This is a genomic window from Comamonas composti DSM 21721 (genome assembly GCF_000429845.1).
GTDB classification, from domain to species: Bacteria; Pseudomonadota; Gammaproteobacteria; order Burkholderiales; family Burkholderiaceae_C; genus Comamonas; species Comamonas composti.
Genome location: NZ_AUCQ01000012.1, coordinates 146296 through 161307 on the forward strand (window position 1 = coordinate 146296; position 15012 = coordinate 161307).

Here is a 15012-nt window from a genome sequence, read left to right on the forward strand (position 1 = left end):
CTAGATTATTTTCCGTCATTTGCGCAAGGAAAATATCAAAGAATAAACAAGCAAAAAAACAAAAAGATAGGCCTGCTCTATTTTTTTTCGTCTGAACTCTCCTGTGGAAAAAGCCATCTTCATATATGACGATGGCTTTTTTTTCAGCAGCATTCTTGCGGGTGGATTTCCATGCAGATCAAGAATATTGATGAGACATTCAATCTTTGAAAACCATTCGCCCGACATCACGGCCTGGAATCGCTTTCTATACGCCTTGAGCCCGCTATTTGCACCCACTTGATTTTTCTCATGCTGTCTGTAGAGCATCGAGGCTCTCTGATCAATCATCCACGTATAGCCTCTGGAGCGTGCAAACGCATAGATCAGCCAGTCATGGGCTTCAAAGCGCTCAACCGCTATCTCCGAGCTCCGCAAGAAATCGGACAAATCACCATACAGCCTTGCATCCAGCACATAGGTGCAACCTGGTCCTGCCGCCTCAAAAAGATAATCCCACTTTCTTTGAGCTTGTGACTTCACAATCAACTGACGCTTGCCCGAAGGCCAGAAGGCCGTCACATTCGATGAATAGCCACTGGCAGGGCCTGCTCTCAGACATTCGACTGCACGAGACAGCTTGTCAAGCAACCAGACATCATCCTGGTCTGCAAGACAGTAATAATCAAAATCTCCGGGAATTTTTTCGTTCTTGATCAGGCTGTAAAAATTCTTCCCTGCCGATCCGAAAACTCCTTTTCCCAAGAAAGAAATTCGTTCATCTTTTTGGGCCATTTCAGCAATAATTGATTCGGAGGCATCATTTGATTTGTCCAGATTGACAAAAACACGAACCTCTACCTCTTTTTGGGAAAGAATGCTCTGCATTTGCTCAGCAAGCCATTTTTCACCGTTATAAGCAGCCAATAGAACTGCAAGTCTTGGCTTGGACATTCACACTCCTCAAAGCACTCTCAAACTACCCGATATATAAGAGCTCTTCATCAAAAACAAGAAAATTCAATAATTACAAATTACTGCAACGAATGTTAAATCCGTCAATAAAATATGATATTTGATTTAAATCAATCACCTCTTGCTGACAAAGCAACAGGCTTATATTTTGTCAGCAATTCCTCTCACTGAGGAAATCAATGATTCTTTCTGAAGCTTTCCCATCTCCATAGGGATTATGAGAAAAAATCATCTTCTGGTATTTTTCCTCTGAATCCAGAAGCTGCGAAACCTCGTCAACAATCTTCTGAGCGTCAGTCCCTACCAGTCGGACGGTTCCCGCATCAACGGCCTCTGGGCGCTCCGTAGTATTTCTCATTACAAGCACTGGCTTGCCAAGTGATGGTGCCTCTTCCTGGATTCCACCGCTATCGGTCAGAATCAAGTATGCACGGCTCATGAGATAAACAAATGGCTGGTAATCCAGCGGATCAATCAGAGAAATATTGGAATGCTCGCTCAGCAGACGAAGCACAGGTTCGCGTACGTTTGGATTCAAATGAACCGGATAAACAATTTGAACATCGGGTCGGCTGGCAATTTGAATCAAGGCATTGCAAATTTCCTCGAAGCCACTGCCAAAATTTTCACGACGATGCCCTGTCACAACAATCAATTTTTTGTGATCGTCTATGAAGTCAAAATTATTTCTCAATGAAGCTTCACGCTCTGTATCACCTTGAATCATGCGCAATGTTAAAAACAATGCGTCAATGACCGTATTTCCGGTCACCAGAATTTTCGAAGCAGAAAAACCTTCTTTTAACAAATTTTCCTGCGCGGCCTGGGTCGGTGAAAAATGATAAGTCGCCAGCTTGGCAATGCTTTGCCGGTTCATTTCCTCAGGCCATGGAGAATGCAGATTATGCGTTCGCAAGCCTGCCTCCACATGAGCGACAGCAATGTTCTGATAAAAGGCAGCAAGTGCAGTTGCAAATGCCGTTGTCGTATCGCCATGCACAAGCACGACATCAGGACGCCACTCCCGCAGCACTTCTGACATTCCCGTAATAATTCTGGCGGTCAACTCACCAAGCTGTTGGCCTGGGGCCATGATATTAAGATCGAAGTCTGCTTTGATGGAAAAAAGCGATAACACCTGATCCAGCATTTCCCGATGTTGCGCAGTAACACAGACTCGCATATCGAAAGAGCCACGCTCACGCAATGCATGTATGACAGGGGCCATTTTGATGGCTTCCGGGCGAGTACCAAAGACAACAAGAATTTTTTTCATCTCAACTTCTCCCCAATAACCTCTCTTACAAGAGGTCCCCAGCCTTGCACAAAGGGCTTCTGGGGTAAATCGACCACAACCTTTCCTGTGACAGGATTCCCCTGGATGAGGGAAAGCATTTTTTCAGCCAGATCATTTTCATCATTGGTGCTGAAAAAAGCCGCCTTGTCATAGCAGCCTACCGTCTCATGAGCATATTTTTCATCTGCGACCAGAATATCCAGCCCATAAGATTTTGCTTCCGTAATGGGAAGCCCCCATGTTTCTATACGAGAGGGGAAAATCAAGCATCGGGATGCGCTATAAATAGCACGCATTTCATCAAAATTCTGCCTTCCGACAAACCGCAGCGATTTTAGGTGACCAAACTTCAGGAATAAATCACGTGCATATTTATTCTCTTTTAGATCAATTGTCAGCACTACCTGAAATTCGCTAACATCCCGTTTTTCCAGCAACGCTACAGCCTTGCAAATGACCTCAAAATTCTTGAACGGCCGTGCAAGTGATGGGAAAACGAACTGAAAGCAACTTTTCGGTTGCAGCCTGCTTTCTTTGGATGCCACAGCGATGCTTTGAGGATAGGCAACCATGATTTGGTCGACTCCATAGCGCTTTTCAAATTCTTTCCTTATCCAGTTTTGCTGCACCACGACGAGACTATTGCTCTTGATGCCAAAACCATATAAATAGCCATAGAGCTTGCTGAAAAGCCATAGCTTCATATCGTAGCGAGCTTCGGAAAGCGAGGGCTTGTAAAAAGGCATGGGGTTATGGCAATAAACCGCCTTTCGAATACTCCCAATGCGCGGTGTTATATCATGAATGGAAAACCATACATCAGGCTGCAAACGCTGTGCAATACGTTTACTGACCACCCACTCGAAAAACAACCGCCCCATCCAAGAACGCTTTGGCCAGGAAAAATCGATCAGCTTTGCTCGCAGCGGCTTGATTTTTTCTCGACTGTGAACCAAGGCGATGATTTCCCAGTCAGCCCCGAGCTCAATTGAAGCCGCAGCCAGAAAATCTTGAAAAACCCTAAGCGTTCCGCCTTCAACAAGATTCACACCGGAAACAACAAGTCTTTTACGAGCTGTCATCTTCATGCCTTGATCTCTAGGTGTTTTTCTAGAAATTTTGCGATTTGACCGTCCCATCGCTTCTTGCTCAAGGCATCGATGGGTTTATGAAAGCTGATTGGGTTTTTTCCCGCTCTTTCGATGGCTTCGCACAGAGAATCAGAGGTCAAGTCAGAAACATAGCCATTGAAACCATCAATGACAATATTTGCCAGCCCTCCGATATGAGATACAACCGTCGTAGCTCCACTGCACATCCCCTCAATGGCCGAGAGTGAAGTACCTTCTGTTCCGGTACTGGGAATGACTACGATATCAGCATCCCGGTAGACCGCAGGCATCTCATCGAAGCCTGCTTCAAAGAACTCCACATTACTTTCCAAACCATTGCTTTTGCACCAGGCCTGCAATTGTCCAGCCAATGCCCCACGTCCCACCATACGCACGACAAAGTCAGTATTCTGATTTCTCTCTTTGAAGGTCTTCATTGCCTCGAGAAGCAAAATACCTCCTCGTGGTTCATCTTCGAGAACCGTGCCCATCATTCTACGCGGGAAGACAATGGATAAACATTTTCTCCTATGCTCCACCTTATCTTGTGCATGGAAGACATCAGTATCTGCATAGTTGCAAATATAAGATAATTTGCTCCGCCATATTTTTCGTCCAGAGAACTCTGCATGAAGCCAGTTGATGTAGTTTGTATCCACACAGATGATGCCCTGAAGCCAGTCAAGCATTTTTCTTTGATGCCAGCGGACAAGCAGCTTCTTCTTCCATGAAAAATCGCCATGCCACCAGATGCCGTGGTTGACTCCTATGGCTCTTTTAAAATAGCCCCCCACGCACAGGTCCTGAGAGACATAAATCACAGGTGCATCTGCGGCGATGATTTTTCGAACTTGGCGATAAAATGCCACATGTCCTTTGACAGTAAGAGCCGCTGGTATTCCGGTCACGTGGATGCCGGGCTCATATTGAATTTCAAAAGGCACATTGCTTTTTTGAAATATACAAACCTCATAGCCAGATCTTTGAATAAGGCGAGCAAGATCGCGGCAATAGCGCTCCATCCCGCCAGTTAGCTCCTGGCCCGATCCATCAGGATGGAGAAACCAGAGCACTAGTAGATAAATTTTTCGCTCTTCCATATGCAATCAAAAAATATACTGGAGTAAAATAGAATGCATCGCTCATAGTAAACAAAAGAATTACCAATAGCGGTGCCAAATATGAAATATCTCTTACTCTTGATTTCAGCAAGGGAACAATGAACAGAAGAAGAAGAGCCAACCCAATAGGCCAACCCATAGATGCCAGGTAACTTGAAACCGTGTTGTGAATCACCGACTCCTCAGAGATTTCTGCATACTCGGTATCTTTGAACTTGTTAAATCCAATTCCCTTGTAGAAATCCTTGGATGCAATCTCGAACCCATAACGAGTGGTTTCTGCCCGGACTGATGCCGAATGGTCGTTGCCATCAGAAAAATTCAGGAAGGCAAGTGATAGTGAAAAGATCAGCCCTATTACCAAAACCCAAGGCCTGGATTTAAATAGTACGGAGCGAGCAACAATTATAACGAACAATCCAAGCCATACGGTTCTGGAAAACGTCAATAGAACAAACATGAACATAATGATCATGTCGATTTTTTTGACAGGAATCCTTTCCCCATCTGAAAGAACCCAGAACAAGATGACAGGAAATATGGCAAAACTTGGTTCCGGCCAAATAGACTGGGCCCTATAAAACTCAAGCCATCCTGACAAATCTGAAGTCACTTCCAATGCATTGGTATAAGAAGGGTTGTTTGACAGCCCACTCAATGGCAATGGAAGGTCGACTATTTTGGCAAGAAACTCATAAACGCCATACAAGAAAAATATACGCAGAGTCAGCAAAGCAGCCTTGACCGCCTCTCTTGAGATTTTCTTTTTAATCACCAAACGAACAAAGAGGGCGAATGTATAGAAAGCAAACAGGCTCCTCATGGAAAACTGCTTTACATCATCCAGATCCGGATTCCCATGAGATGCCAGAAGAACACCAATAGACAAGAAGAAAATGACGACCAAAAACCATAGCAATGCACCGTGCACAGCATACGTATTGATCCGATTCTTCACTAATCCCAAAAGACCCAGAACCGTGATGACCTGCAAAGGCACAACAACAGGCCCAAGCAATATGGCAGTGCCAAAAAATATTGGCGGCATCAGCACTATGAAATAGTCACTGATGGCATCACCTATTTTTCTATCTTGATCTCTCATCGTCATAAGCCATTAGCTTTTTTGCTTTCAAGGTTAGATAGATGGACAGACAGAACTCACTCATGAGCAAAGCGATGGCAGGCCCTATGGACGAAAAATAATGAGTCAGCAGGACTGCCAGCACAATATATATCAAAGAGCTGCCAAGAAAACCACGCATGTAATATTGTGAAAGATCCAATGCCGTCAACAGCTGCAAGCCCATGACATTGTTCACAACGCTGATAACGACCCAGACGGAAAGCCACCGAAGTATGAGTGAAGCATCTGCTTCAGGGGCGCCCAGCAAACCCATGATGCTGTCTGATCCCCAAAATCCAGCGGCGCCAAAGAAAATTCCCGAGCATATATACAAAATCATCACCTTCTTGATGTATTGCACACCGCTCAAATGTCCGATCTTGAATGCGGAAACGACACGTGGGTAGATAACCTGGGTTAAAGGTCCATAGATATAGGAAATCGTTTTCGCCACTCTTTCCGCAGCAGCAAAAACCCCGACAGCGGCTGGCCCACTGACCATGGAAATGATCAGCGGCCCTGCATTTGTTACACCAATCGACAAAATATTTGTTACAAAGATATGGCGCCCCTGCTTCAGCACATGCACCACCCGATGTCTGCTGACAAGCCGCCAACCTGGCCTCTCCGGCAGCGATGTCATCCAGAAAAACAGGGCTACGACAACTGCTGGTGCAGAATATAACCATGCAATATCGGTCAACGTGGAATCAGCTCCCACAAAGACAACAATCACCACCAGAGAACTAATTCTTGCAAAACTCGTAAATATTGCAGCCCTAAAAATATCCCCAATCCCTTGAAAATACCAAATAGGAATCAGCAGCGAGCTGACCGTCAAAAGAGAGTAAGGAAAATAAGCCTGGATTACTTCAGAGTATTCATTCCACAAAAATAAATGGCTCGCCAGGAAAAGAACAACCAAGCATGCGCCATAAATTAAAATTTTTGCAGCAGTTACATTGACAAGAATAGCGCCTCGTTCAATGCGATCATCCTTGACTTGGACTACAGATCGCGTTGCAGTAAAAGAAAATCCATAATCGACAGCAGCTTGCGTGAAGATCCCCAGCATCTGGACCAGAGCAAACAGACCATAGGCCGTCATGCCTACTCTATGAATGAGAATCGGCATGGCAAGCAAGGGCAGAAGATAACCAAGGGCCTGGGAGCCACCAAGGATCAAGGTATCTTGCGCAATGCTTCCTTTACGAAAAAAATTCATCTTGAGAAAATATTCATCATCCTTGCGGCGATGACTGTTATTGAATTTATCTTTTACAAAATATTGGCATATTTTCCAAAAAATGGAAAATAAATAATATATGCCGTCCGGGGATGCCCCCAGAACCGGCAGATGATTTGATGCTTCAAATCAGACAAATATTTCTGCAGAACTCAAAAGAGGCTGATTTTCATCCTTGGTGGAAAGAAGAAAATCAGCCTCCAGTTTCGGCCACTGGATACCGATGATCGAATCACGCCATAGAACACCACGATCAAAATCCGGGGCGTAATACTCGGTAGTTTTATATAAAAAATCAGCAATTTCGCTCAGAACAAGAAATCCATGCGCAAAACCTGGAGGAATCCATAACTGCTTATGATTTTTCGAGTTCAGCTCAACCCCGACCCATTTTCCGAAACTTGGAGATTGCTTGCGAACATCAACAGCGACATCAAACACAGCTCCCTGAGTCACTCGCACAAGTTTTCCTTGCGCATGCGGCGGCAGTTGATAGTGCAGCCCGCGCAAAACACCTCGACTGGAGCGGCTGTGGTTATCCTGGACAAATTCAAGATTCGTTCCGGTCGCTTCATTGAAAGCCTTTTGGTTAAAGCTTTCCATGAAGAAACCGCGCTCATCGCCAAAAACTCTGGGCTCAATCACCATTACCTCGGGAATGGCTGTTGGAGTGACCTTCATAAAATACTACCTCTCAAGCACTGCATCAAATAACGTCCATAGCCATTCTTGAGCAGGGGCTGGGCCAGCGCCTCCATCTGATCAGCGGTAATCCAGCCAGCCCGGTAGGCGACTTCCTCCGGACAAGCGACTTTCAGGCCCTGGCGCTGCTCCAGGGTCGCGATGAACTGGCCAGCTTCCAGCAGGCTGTCATGCGTTCCCGTGTCCAGCCAGGCATAGCCCCGTCCCATGAGCTCCACACTCAGTTGTGCCTGCTCCAGATACAGCCGGTTCAGATCGGTAATCTCCAGCTCACCGCGCGGCGAGGGCTGGAGCGACTTGGCCAGCTCCACCACTTGCCCGTCGTAGAAATAAAGCCCGGTCACCGCATAGTTGCTCTTGGGCCGGGCCGGTTTTTCCTCCAGCGACAAGACCTTGCCCTGGGCATCGAACTCGGCCACACCATAGCGCTCGGGGTCCTGTACGTGGTAGGCAAAGACGCTCGCGCCCTGACTCCTGGCACTGGCGCGCTTGAGCAAGGGCTGGAAGTCGTGCCCATAAAAGATGTTGTCTCCCAGCACCAAGGCGCTGGGCGCACCATCCAGGAAAGACTCGCCAATCAGAAATGCCTGAGCCAGGCCGTCGGGGCTGGGCTGCACCGCATATTGCAGGTTCAGGCCCCATTGGCTGCCATCGCCCAGCAGTTGCTCAAAGCGCGGCGTGTCCTGGGGCGTGCTGATGACGAGGATGTCGCGTATGCCCGCCAGCATCAGCGTGCTCAGCGGGTAGTAGATCATGGGCTTGTCATACACCGGCAGCAGTTGCTTGCTGATGGCCAGTGTGGCCGGATGCAAGCGAGTGCCGGAGCCTCCGGCCAGGATGATGCCTTTGCGTGCGAGAGTCATGGTTTTCGTGGGGGATCAAAGAATTTCGGTCAGCATGCGGGCCACGCCTTGCTGCCAGGGCGGCAGTTGCAGACCGAACGTGGCCTGCAACCTGCCTGTGTCCAGGCGCGAGTTGTGCGGGCGTTGCGCTGGCGTGGGAAAGGCACTGGTGGGCACGGGCGCAATCTCGGTTGCTTTGATATTCATAGCAGGTTGCGCTTGTCTGGCCTGGGCTATGACGTAACTGGCATAGGTATGCCAGTTGGTCTCACCACTGGCTACACAGTGGTACAGGCCGCCGTCTTCGGGGCGGGTGCGCAGATGGCGCAGGGCATGGGCCGTGATATCGGCCAGCAAGTCGGCCCCCGTGGGCGCCCCCCACTGGTCATCGATCACCGTGAGCCGTTCGCGCTCCTGGGCCAGCCTCAGCATGGTCTTGGCAAAGTTACCGCCACGTGCCGCATAAACCCAGCTGGTGCGCAGGATCAGGTGCTTGCAGCCGCTGGCCTGGATCAGTTGCTCGCCTTCCAGTTTGGTGCGGCCGTAGACCGACAGCGGTGCAGGGCTGTCGCTCTCGCTCCAGGGACGGCTGCCGCTGCCGTCAAACACGTAGTCGGTGCTGTAGTGCACGAGCAGCGCTTGCTGGCGGGCAGCCTGCAGGGCCAGGGCGCCTGGTGTCGTGGCATTGAGCAGGCGGGCCAGTTCGGGCTCGCTCTCGGCCTTGTCCACCGCCGTATGGGCTGCCGCGTTCACGATCACATCGGGCCTGAGCGCCTGGACGGTATCGGCCACGCCCTGGGGATTGGCAAAGTCGCCGCAATGCTCGGTGCTGTCAAAGTCCAGGGCCACCACCTGGCCCAACGGCGCCAGGCTGCGCTGCAGCTCCCAGCCCACCTGGCCGTTCTTGCCCAGCAGCAGTATCTTCATGCGCCCTCCTGCGGGGCGTACTGCTTTTGCAGCCAGTCCCGGTAGGCTCCGGACTGCACATTGGCCACCCATTGCGGGTGCTCCAGATACCACTGCACGGTCTTGCGTATGCCGCTCTCGAAGGTCTCGGCCGGGCGCCAGCCCAGCTCGCGCTCGATCTTGCGCGCATCGATCGCATAGCGCCTGTCGTGGCCGGGCCGGTCCTGCACAAAGGCGATCTGGTGGGCATAGCTCTGGCCATCGGTGCGCGGGCGCATCTCGTCGAGCAGGGCGCATACGGTCTTGACGATGTCCAGATTGGCCTTTTCGTTCCAGCCGCCCACGTTATAGGTCTCGCCCACCTTGCCTGCTTCGAGCACGCGGCGTATCGCACTGCAGTGGTCTCCCACATACAGCCAGTCGCGTACCTGCATGCCATCGCCATAAATGGGCAGGGGCTTGCCGGCCAGGGCATTCACGATGATCAGAGGAATCAGCTTTTCGGGGAAGTGATAGGGCCCGTAGTTGTTGCTGCAATTGGTGGTCAGAACGGGCAGGCCGTAGGTGTGATGCCAGGCACGCACCAGATGGTCCGAGGCGGCCTTGCTGGCCGAATACGGGCTGTTGGGCTCGTAGTTGTGGTCTTCGGCAAAGGCCGGGGCTTGTGGCTCAAGGCTGCCATAGACCTCGTCGGTGGAGACGTGCAAAAACCGGAACGCTTCTTTTTCAGGAGCTGGCAGCGCGCTCCAGTAATGCCTTACAGCCTCTAAAATCCTGAAAGTGCCGACCACATTGGTCTGGATGAAATCCTCGGGGCCGTGAATGGAGCGGTCCACATGGCTTTCGGCTGCGAAGTTCACCACGGCGCGCGGCTGGTGCTCGGCCAGCAGTCTGGCGATGGCCTGGCTGTCGCCGATATCGGCCTGCACGAAGATGTGGCGTGCGTCATTCTTCAGGCTGGCCAGGTTTTCGATGTTCCCGGCATAGGTGAGCTTGTCCACATTGACCACGGAATCATCCCGGGAGCCCAGCCAGTCCAGAACGAAGTTGGCGCCAATAAAACCTGCGCCGCCAGTCACCAAAATCATGTTCACTCTTTCCTGATATAAAAAACAAAAGCCCTGAAAAGGGCTTTTCGTGTTCTAGTCGGTACGCTCCCAGCGCTGCCTGGCTGTAACCAGCAGGCCCTCGAAGATCAGATTGTCCACCAGTTCAAACTCCCGGGTCATGCTGGGCATCATCTTCCAGCCTGCGCCGCCAGCCATGATGCAGGCGGGCTCCATGCCACAGTGGTTCAGCAGATGCTGGTACATGCGCTCGACAGCTCCGGCTATGGCATAGGTTCCACCGCTGGTCAGCGCATCGCTGGTGTTCGTGGGAAAGGGCTTGACCTCTCCCGTCGGAACATGCAATCCGGCCGTGCCGCTTTCCAGAGCCCTGAGCATGATGCCGTGACCCGGCAGGATTAGCCCCCCCAGAAATTTTCCATCTGTATCAATTGCATCAACAGTTACAGCCGTTCCCACCATCACCACGATGAACGGCCTGGGCCCGCCCTGGCGCAATACATGGTGCCGCGCACCGATCATCGCCACCCAGCGATCGGCCCCCAGGCGCGAGGGGTGGTCATAGCCGTTGACGACTCCGGCCTCTTCCTGGCTAGGCACGACCCACTGCGGATTCAGGTTCCAGCCATCGATCTGATCCATCTGCTCCTGGACCCTGCGCTTGACCGCATCACCGGCCACCACACAGCCCAGCATGCGGGTCGGCACGGGCAGACCTGCCCAGCGGTCATCGGCCAGCCGCTCTATGTGATCCAGAAACTCCGCCCCTTGCGCCAGCACACGCGCATCATGTCGGGGGGCTTCGTACAACGCCCACTTCAAGCGGGTGTTACCAACGTCTATGGCCAGAAATGTCATGCGCGGATTATCTGAGCTTCCAACGCACCCGCGTCAGCACAGGTGACATCCACAGCAAAAGCTGGAAAAAATGCAAAATATGTTCCTATTTGCTCTTGACAATGCACCCCAAGAGCATAACGAGTTGTTACATTGATGGCTTCACTTGTTTCAGCACAGGAGTATCGAGTCATGGGTTTGTTCAGTTTCATCAAGGAAGCCGGCGAAAAGCTGTTCGGCGGCTCCAGTGCACATGCAGCCAGTGCTGCCGATGCTCAAAAAGAAAGCGATGCCAAGGCTGCGCAGGCGATAGAGTCCTATATCGGTCTGCAAAACCTGGGGGTCAGCGACCTCAAGGTCCAGTTTGACGGCAGCCAGGGCAAGGTCACGGTGCATGGCACGGCCCCGACCCAGGCGGCCAAGGAAAAGGTCACCTTGTGCTGCGGCAACGTGGCCAATGTGCAATCCGTGGACAACCTGATGACGGTGAGCGCTCCCGAGCCCGAAGCCCAGTTCCACGATGTGGTACGTGGCGACACCTTGAGCGCCATTGCCAAGAAGTTCTATGGCGATGCCAACAAATATCCGGTGATCTTCGAGGCCAACAAGCCCATGCTCACCCACCCCGACAAGATCTATCCCGGCCAGAAGCTGCGCATCCCGGCGCTGTAAGAGCGTGAACACGTTCTAAGCCGATAGCTTCCCAACAAGGCTCCTCACCGGAGCCTTGTTTTGTTTTCAGGCCCGCTGGAGCCGCACCACCGCCATGGCTTGACGCCACCTGCAACGCATGCAGCCGGCGCGACCAAGCGCCATGGCAGCGAGCAGGGGCTTCGCTCTTGCGCTTCGCAGCCGCTGCCTGAAGAAAGCCTCCACAGGCGCCCCCGGGGGATCACTGCTTCCAGGGCAGGCCTCGCAGGCGCCAGCCACCGAGGCGGCCACGCTGCCCTTGCTCATTCAGCTCCCCCTCGAAGCCTTCGAGGATGTTGTATGCCTCGATCCCCAGCTCTGCCGCGCGCCGCGCTGCAGCCACGGAACGCACGCCGCTGCGGCATAGCAGGACCACCTTGCCGCCCATCGGGACCGCCGCCCGGAGCTGACTGTCGAACTCCGCATTCATGGCCATCCCCGGCCATTGCTTCCAGGCCACGGCCACAGCACCGGGAACACGCCCCACCCATTCGCGCTCGGCATCGGTGCGCACATCCACCATGACGGCCTGGCCTGCCTGCAGCCACTGCCAGGCCAGCTCGGCCGGCACATCGCCCGCATAACCGTCGGCAGGGTGTACGGTCAATGCAATCGAAACAGGAGCATGTTGTGAGTTGGACATGATGAAACTCTTGAAGAAGCAATGGATTTGGGGAAGGCAGGACCTTGCACCAGCCGTACAAGAATAACCGCAGGCCGCTGCCCTGCTGCCGGGTACAGGCCTGCACTACTCCCAGGGCGGCAGCACATGCTCTTTCAAAATCTTGCGCTGCTGCTTCCAGTCGGGCAACTGCTCGGCGACCACGGCCCAGAAGCGCGGGCTATGGTCCATATGCCGCAGATGGGCCAGCTCGTGCACAACCACATAGTCGATGACTTGGGGCCCATGCTGGATCAAGCGCCAGTTGAGCCGTATGAGGCCCGAACTATTCGCACTGCCCCAGCGCGTACTCGCATTGCTCAGGCGCAGCCCCGTCCACTGCACGCCCATCGGCTGCGCATGGTGCTGCAGCCTGGCCGTGAACCAGGCCCTGGCCTCGCGCAGCATCCAGGCCTGCACACAGGCCTTGACCTCGGTAGGTGCCGCCTGCTGCGTCAAAGGCAGGTACAAGAACTGGCGGCCATCCAGGGCTTGCTCACGGTAGGCGATACGGGGCGCCCGTCCCCCGGGCTCGGCCTGTGCCATGCACAACCGCATGGGCCGTCCCATGTAGCCGATCTCGCCTCCATGCTCCCAGCGTATCCGTGCGGCCAGAGACTCTTCATGGCGTGCCGCAGCCTGCATCAGCTTTTGCACGATCCAGCCCGCCTTGGTCTGCAAGGACTGGTCCACGGCGGCCAGGTCCAGCCAGGCCGGGGCGCTGACCACCAGCCCCTGCGGCCCCACGCTAAAACCGATGCTGCGCCGCTGCGAGCGCTGCAGCCTGTAGTGCAGCGACTGCCCGGCCAGCAAGGTGTGCTGATTGGCCTGCGGATGAGCCAGCAATTGCGCAGGCCCACGGGCCAGCTCCGGCTGCAGCGGCTGTTCAACCGGTACGGCCTGCGGCACCGCTGCTTCGAGCGGCAGAGCATCGCCTGCCACAGGTTTCGCACGCCGCCGGGAACGCGGGCGCAGCGCGCCGTCGACCAGTTCCAGCTCAGGAGGAATCAGCCATTGCCAGGCCGATTGCGCCGCGCCCTTCATCACCAGGCTCCCATGCTTATGGCTTGTAAGCCTCTGGATCCAGGCGCTGCATTTCCGCCTCTATCCAGTCGGCAACCTCCACCATGAGCTCCTCATGCTTGCGCCCCTGGGTGTCTATGGGCTTGCCGATGGAGACATCGACCACGCCCGGGGTCTTGACGAAGGCCTTGCGCGGCCAGCACCGCGCCGAGGTCACGGCAATCGGCACCACGGGCACGCCGGCCATGATGGCCAGGCGCGTGGCACCGGTCTTGTAATCCCCGCTCTGCCCACGGTCTATGCGCGTGCCTTCGGGAAACATGATGACCCAGGTGCCCTGGGCCAGCAGGCGCTTGCCCTGCTCGACCACCTTGTGAAAGGCGCGCGAGCCATGGGCGCGGTCTATGTGGATCATGTCCAGCGCGCCTATGGACCAGCCGAAGAACGGGATCTTGAGCAGCTCTTTCTTGAACACATAGGCCAGCGGTCGCGGCATGATGGCCGGCATCAGAAAGGTCTCGTAGGTGGACTGGTGCTTGACCAGCAGCACCACGCCCTGCAGCGGATCCGTGGGCAGATTTTCCATGCCCTGGATGCGGTACCTGATGCCCATGATGACGCGGGCGCTGTCCACCGACAGCTTGAGCCAGGCACGTGCCACCCGGTAGGCCTGCCGGGACGAGCCCGCCAGCCAGCGGGCCATGAGCACGCCGAGGGTGTAGGGAATCACGGTAATGCCCATCCAGAGCATGTGAAGAATGGAACGTATCAGGGACATATCGGCACAACAATCATCAATGCGGGGACTTCAAGCAAAAGCCCGAACGGTCAGGAGCCATCGGCCTGCGGCTCGACCGGGATCTCGGGCACCAGCATATCCGCCAGGGCCTCCAGGCTTGCAAAGCGCCGGGTTCCGGCCGGAATGCCGGGCGGCAGAGCGCCGTCCAGCGCCACATCCGCAGACGCACCCGTGCAGACCAGGAACAGGCGGGCGCCCATGGCGGCTCCGGCCTGCAAATGGGCGGCGCAAGAGCCCATGACCCAGAGCTCACGCCCATCGACACCAAAGCGCTCGGCGATCTGCTCGAACAAGGCCTTGCCGGGCTTGCGGCATTCGCAGTTCTCGTCAGGCGCATGGGGGCAGAAGAACACGGCGTCCACGCGCGCACCTGCGGCTGCGAGTTCCTTGTGCATGCGAGCATGCACGGCGTTGAGCTCGGTGACATCGAACAGCCCCCGCCCCAGGCCTGGCTGATTGGTCGCGATCACCACATGCCAGCCCGCGCGGTTCAGACGGGCCACGGCTTCCAGGGCACCAGGCAAGGGCTGCCAGGCATCGGGCGAGGCGATGAAGCTCTCCCCATCCCATTGGTTGAGACAGCCATCGCGGTCCAGGATCGCAATTTTCATCATCCCTCCTCAAGCCAC

The 15012-nt window shown here is 53.8% G+C and carries 17 protein-coding genes; 1 reads left to right on the forward strand and 16 read right to left on the reverse strand.

Annotated elements, in window-relative coordinates:
- Positions 1-15: 15 nt before the first annotated feature.
- The 12 genes from G486_RS0108580 to G486_RS23965 form a co-directional block, all read right to left on the reverse strand.
- Entirely contained in the window at positions 16-933 is a 918-nt protein-coding gene (locus G486_RS0108580) for a glycosyltransferase (RefSeq protein ID WP_027015175.1), read from the reverse strand.
- A gap of 172 nt (positions 934-1105) precedes the next feature.
- Positions 1106-2230 (reverse strand): non-hydrolyzing UDP-N-acetylglucosamine 2-epimerase, encoded by a 1125-nt coding sequence (gene wecB, locus G486_RS21830; RefSeq protein ID WP_034386998.1) that lies wholly within the window; start codon positions 2228-2230, stop codon positions 1106-1108.
- On the reverse strand, positions 2227-3339 hold the full coding sequence (locus G486_RS21835; protein WP_051303314.1) for a glycosyltransferase: 1113 nt from the start codon (positions 3337-3339) through the stop codon (positions 2227-2229). Before G486_RS21835 ends, wecB begins: the two co-directional genes overlap by 4 nt.
- On the reverse strand, positions 3336-4463 hold the full coding sequence (locus G486_RS23435) for a glycosyltransferase family 4 protein (protein ID WP_084455134.1): 1128 nt from the start codon (positions 4461-4463) through the stop codon (positions 3336-3338). Before G486_RS23435 ends, G486_RS21835 begins: the two co-directional genes overlap by 4 nt.
- Entirely contained in the window at positions 4414-5589 is a 1176-nt protein-coding gene (locus G486_RS23960; RefSeq protein WP_156919951.1) for an O-antigen ligase family protein, read from the reverse strand. Before G486_RS23960 ends, G486_RS23435 begins: the two co-directional genes overlap by 50 nt.
- On the reverse strand, positions 5573-6835 hold the full coding sequence (locus G486_RS0108615) for an oligosaccharide flippase family protein (protein ID WP_027015181.1): 1263 nt from the start codon (positions 6833-6835) through the stop codon (positions 5573-5575). Before G486_RS0108615 ends, G486_RS23960 begins: the two co-directional genes overlap by 17 nt.
- Before the next feature lie 150 nt (positions 6836-6985).
- The gene (gene rfbC / locus G486_RS23440; protein WP_084455136.1) at positions 6986-7537 is read right to left on the reverse strand and encodes a dTDP-4-dehydrorhamnose 3,5-epimerase; all 552 of its coding nucleotides are present in this window, start codon (positions 7535-7537) and stop codon (positions 6986-6988) included.
- Positions 7534-8421: a glucose-1-phosphate thymidylyltransferase RfbA gene (rfbA, locus tag G486_RS0108620; RefSeq protein ID WP_027015182.1), complete on the reverse strand. Its 888-nt coding sequence runs from the start codon at positions 8419-8421 to the stop codon at positions 7534-7536. The genes rfbC and rfbA overlap by 4 nt, the downstream gene beginning before the upstream one ends.
- Positions 8422-8436: 15 nt before the next feature.
- A complete protein-coding gene (gene rfbD / locus G486_RS0108625) occupies positions 8437-9327 on the reverse strand; it encodes a dTDP-4-dehydrorhamnose reductase (protein ID WP_027015183.1) in 891 nt (296 codons plus the stop codon).
- Positions 9324-10394, reverse strand: coding sequence for a dTDP-glucose 4,6-dehydratase (rfbB, locus tag G486_RS0108630; RefSeq protein WP_027015184.1), 1071 nt, complete (start codon positions 10392-10394; stop codon positions 9324-9326). Before rfbB ends, rfbD begins: the two co-directional genes overlap by 4 nt.
- A 54-nt stretch (positions 10395-10448) precedes the next feature.
- The gene (locus G486_RS0108635) at positions 10449-11231 is read right to left on the reverse strand and encodes a type III pantothenate kinase (RefSeq protein ID WP_027015185.1); all 783 of its coding nucleotides are present in this window, start codon (positions 11229-11231) and stop codon (positions 10449-10451) included.
- Entirely contained in the window at positions 11228-11404 is a 177-nt protein-coding gene (locus G486_RS23965; RefSeq protein ID WP_156919953.1) for a hypothetical protein, read from the reverse strand. Before G486_RS23965 ends, G486_RS0108635 begins: the two co-directional genes overlap by 4 nt.
- On the opposite strand from G486_RS23965, the gene lysM reads away from it, so the two are divergent.
- Complete coding sequence (gene lysM / locus G486_RS0108640) at positions 11403-11882, forward strand: peptidoglycan-binding protein LysM (protein WP_027015186.1); 480 nt, start codon at positions 11403-11405, stop codon at positions 11880-11882. The genes G486_RS23965 and lysM overlap by 2 nt on opposite strands.
- 220 nt (positions 11883-12102) lie before the next feature.
- Here the strand turns inward: lysM and G486_RS0108645 are convergent, their stop codons facing one another.
- The 4 genes from G486_RS0108645 to G486_RS0108660 form a co-directional block, all read right to left on the reverse strand.
- Positions 12103-12543 carry a rhodanese-like domain-containing protein gene (locus G486_RS0108645; RefSeq protein WP_027015187.1) on the reverse strand — a complete coding sequence of 147 codons (441 nt, stop codon included), beginning with the start codon at positions 12541-12543 and terminating at the stop codon, positions 12103-12105.
- A gap of 105 nt (positions 12544-12648) precedes the next feature.
- Positions 12649-13605, reverse strand: a complete 957-nt coding sequence (locus tag G486_RS0108650; RefSeq protein WP_027015188.1) for a M48 family metallopeptidase — start codon at positions 13603-13605, stop codon at positions 12649-12651.
- A gap of 16 nt (positions 13606-13621) precedes the next feature.
- Positions 13622-14362 carry a lysophospholipid acyltransferase family protein gene (locus tag G486_RS0108655; RefSeq protein WP_027015189.1) on the reverse strand — a complete coding sequence of 247 codons (741 nt, stop codon included), beginning with the start codon at positions 14360-14362 and terminating at the stop codon, positions 13622-13624.
- A 50-nt stretch (positions 14363-14412) separates the two neighbouring features.
- Positions 14413-14994 carry a D-glycero-alpha-D-manno-heptose-1,7-bisphosphate 7-phosphatase gene (locus G486_RS0108660; protein WP_027015190.1) on the reverse strand — a complete coding sequence of 194 codons (582 nt, stop codon included), beginning with the start codon at positions 14992-14994 and terminating at the stop codon, positions 14413-14415.
- Positions 14995-15012: the final 18 nt, after the last annotated feature.

Bases quoted from the DNA above. Each gene is read 5' to 3' on its own strand.
- G486_RS0108615 (WP_027015181.1), bottom strand. From the start codon at position 6,835: ATGAATTTTTTTCGTAAAGGAAGCATTGCGCAAGATACCTTGATCCTT.
- G486_RS0108635 (WP_027015185.1), bottom strand. From the start codon at position 11,231: ATGACATTTCTGGCCATAGACGTTGGTAACACCCGCTTGAAGTGGGCG.
- G486_RS23960 (WP_156919951.1), bottom strand. From the start codon at position 5,589: ATGAGAGATCAAGATAGAAAAATAGGTGATGCCATCAGTGACTATTTC.
- lysM (WP_027015186.1), top strand. From the start codon at position 11,403: ATGGGTTTGTTCAGTTTCATCAAGGAAGCCGGCGAAAAGCTGTTCGGC.
- G486_RS0108645 (WP_027015187.1), bottom strand. From the start codon at position 12,543: ATGTCCAACTCACAACATGCTCCTGTTTCGATTGCATTGACCGTACAC.
- G486_RS21835 (WP_051303314.1), bottom strand. From the start codon at position 3,339: ATGAAGATGACAGCTCGTAAAAGACTTGTTGTTTCCGGTGTGAATCTT.
- G486_RS0108650 (WP_027015188.1), bottom strand. From the start codon at position 13,605: ATGAAGGGCGCGGCGCAATCGGCCTGGCAATGGCTGATTCCTCCTGAG.
- G486_RS0108655 (WP_027015189.1), bottom strand. From the start codon at position 14,362: ATGTCCCTGATACGTTCCATTCTTCACATGCTCTGGATGGGCATTACC.
- rfbB (WP_027015184.1), bottom strand. From the start codon at position 10,394: ATGATTTTGGTGACTGGCGGCGCAGGTTTTATTGGCGCCAACTTCGTT.
- G486_RS23965 (WP_156919953.1), bottom strand. From the start codon at position 11,404: ATGACTCGATACTCCTGTGCTGAAACAAGTGAAGCCATCAATGTAACA.
- G486_RS0108660 (WP_027015190.1), bottom strand. From the start codon at position 14,994: ATGAAAATTGCGATCCTGGACCGCGATGGCTGTCTCAACCAATGGGAT.
- wecB (WP_034386998.1), bottom strand. From the start codon at position 2,230: ATGAAAAAAATTCTTGTTGTCTTTGGTACTCGCCCGGAAGCCATCAAA.
- G486_RS0108580 (WP_027015175.1), bottom strand. From the start codon at position 933: ATGTCCAAGCCAAGACTTGCAGTTCTATTGGCTGCTTATAACGGTGAA.
- rfbA (WP_027015182.1), bottom strand. From the start codon at position 8,421: ATGACTCTCGCACGCAAAGGCATCATCCTGGCCGGAGGCTCCGGCACT.
- rfbD (WP_027015183.1), bottom strand. From the start codon at position 9,327: ATGAAGATACTGCTGCTGGGCAAGAACGGCCAGGTGGGCTGGGAGCTG.
- G486_RS23435 (WP_084455134.1), bottom strand. From the start codon at position 4,463: ATGGAAGAGCGAAAAATTTATCTACTAGTGCTCTGGTTTCTCCATCCT.
- rfbC (WP_084455136.1), bottom strand. From the start codon at position 7,537: ATGAAGGTCACTCCAACAGCCATTCCCGAGGTAATGGTGATTGAGCCC.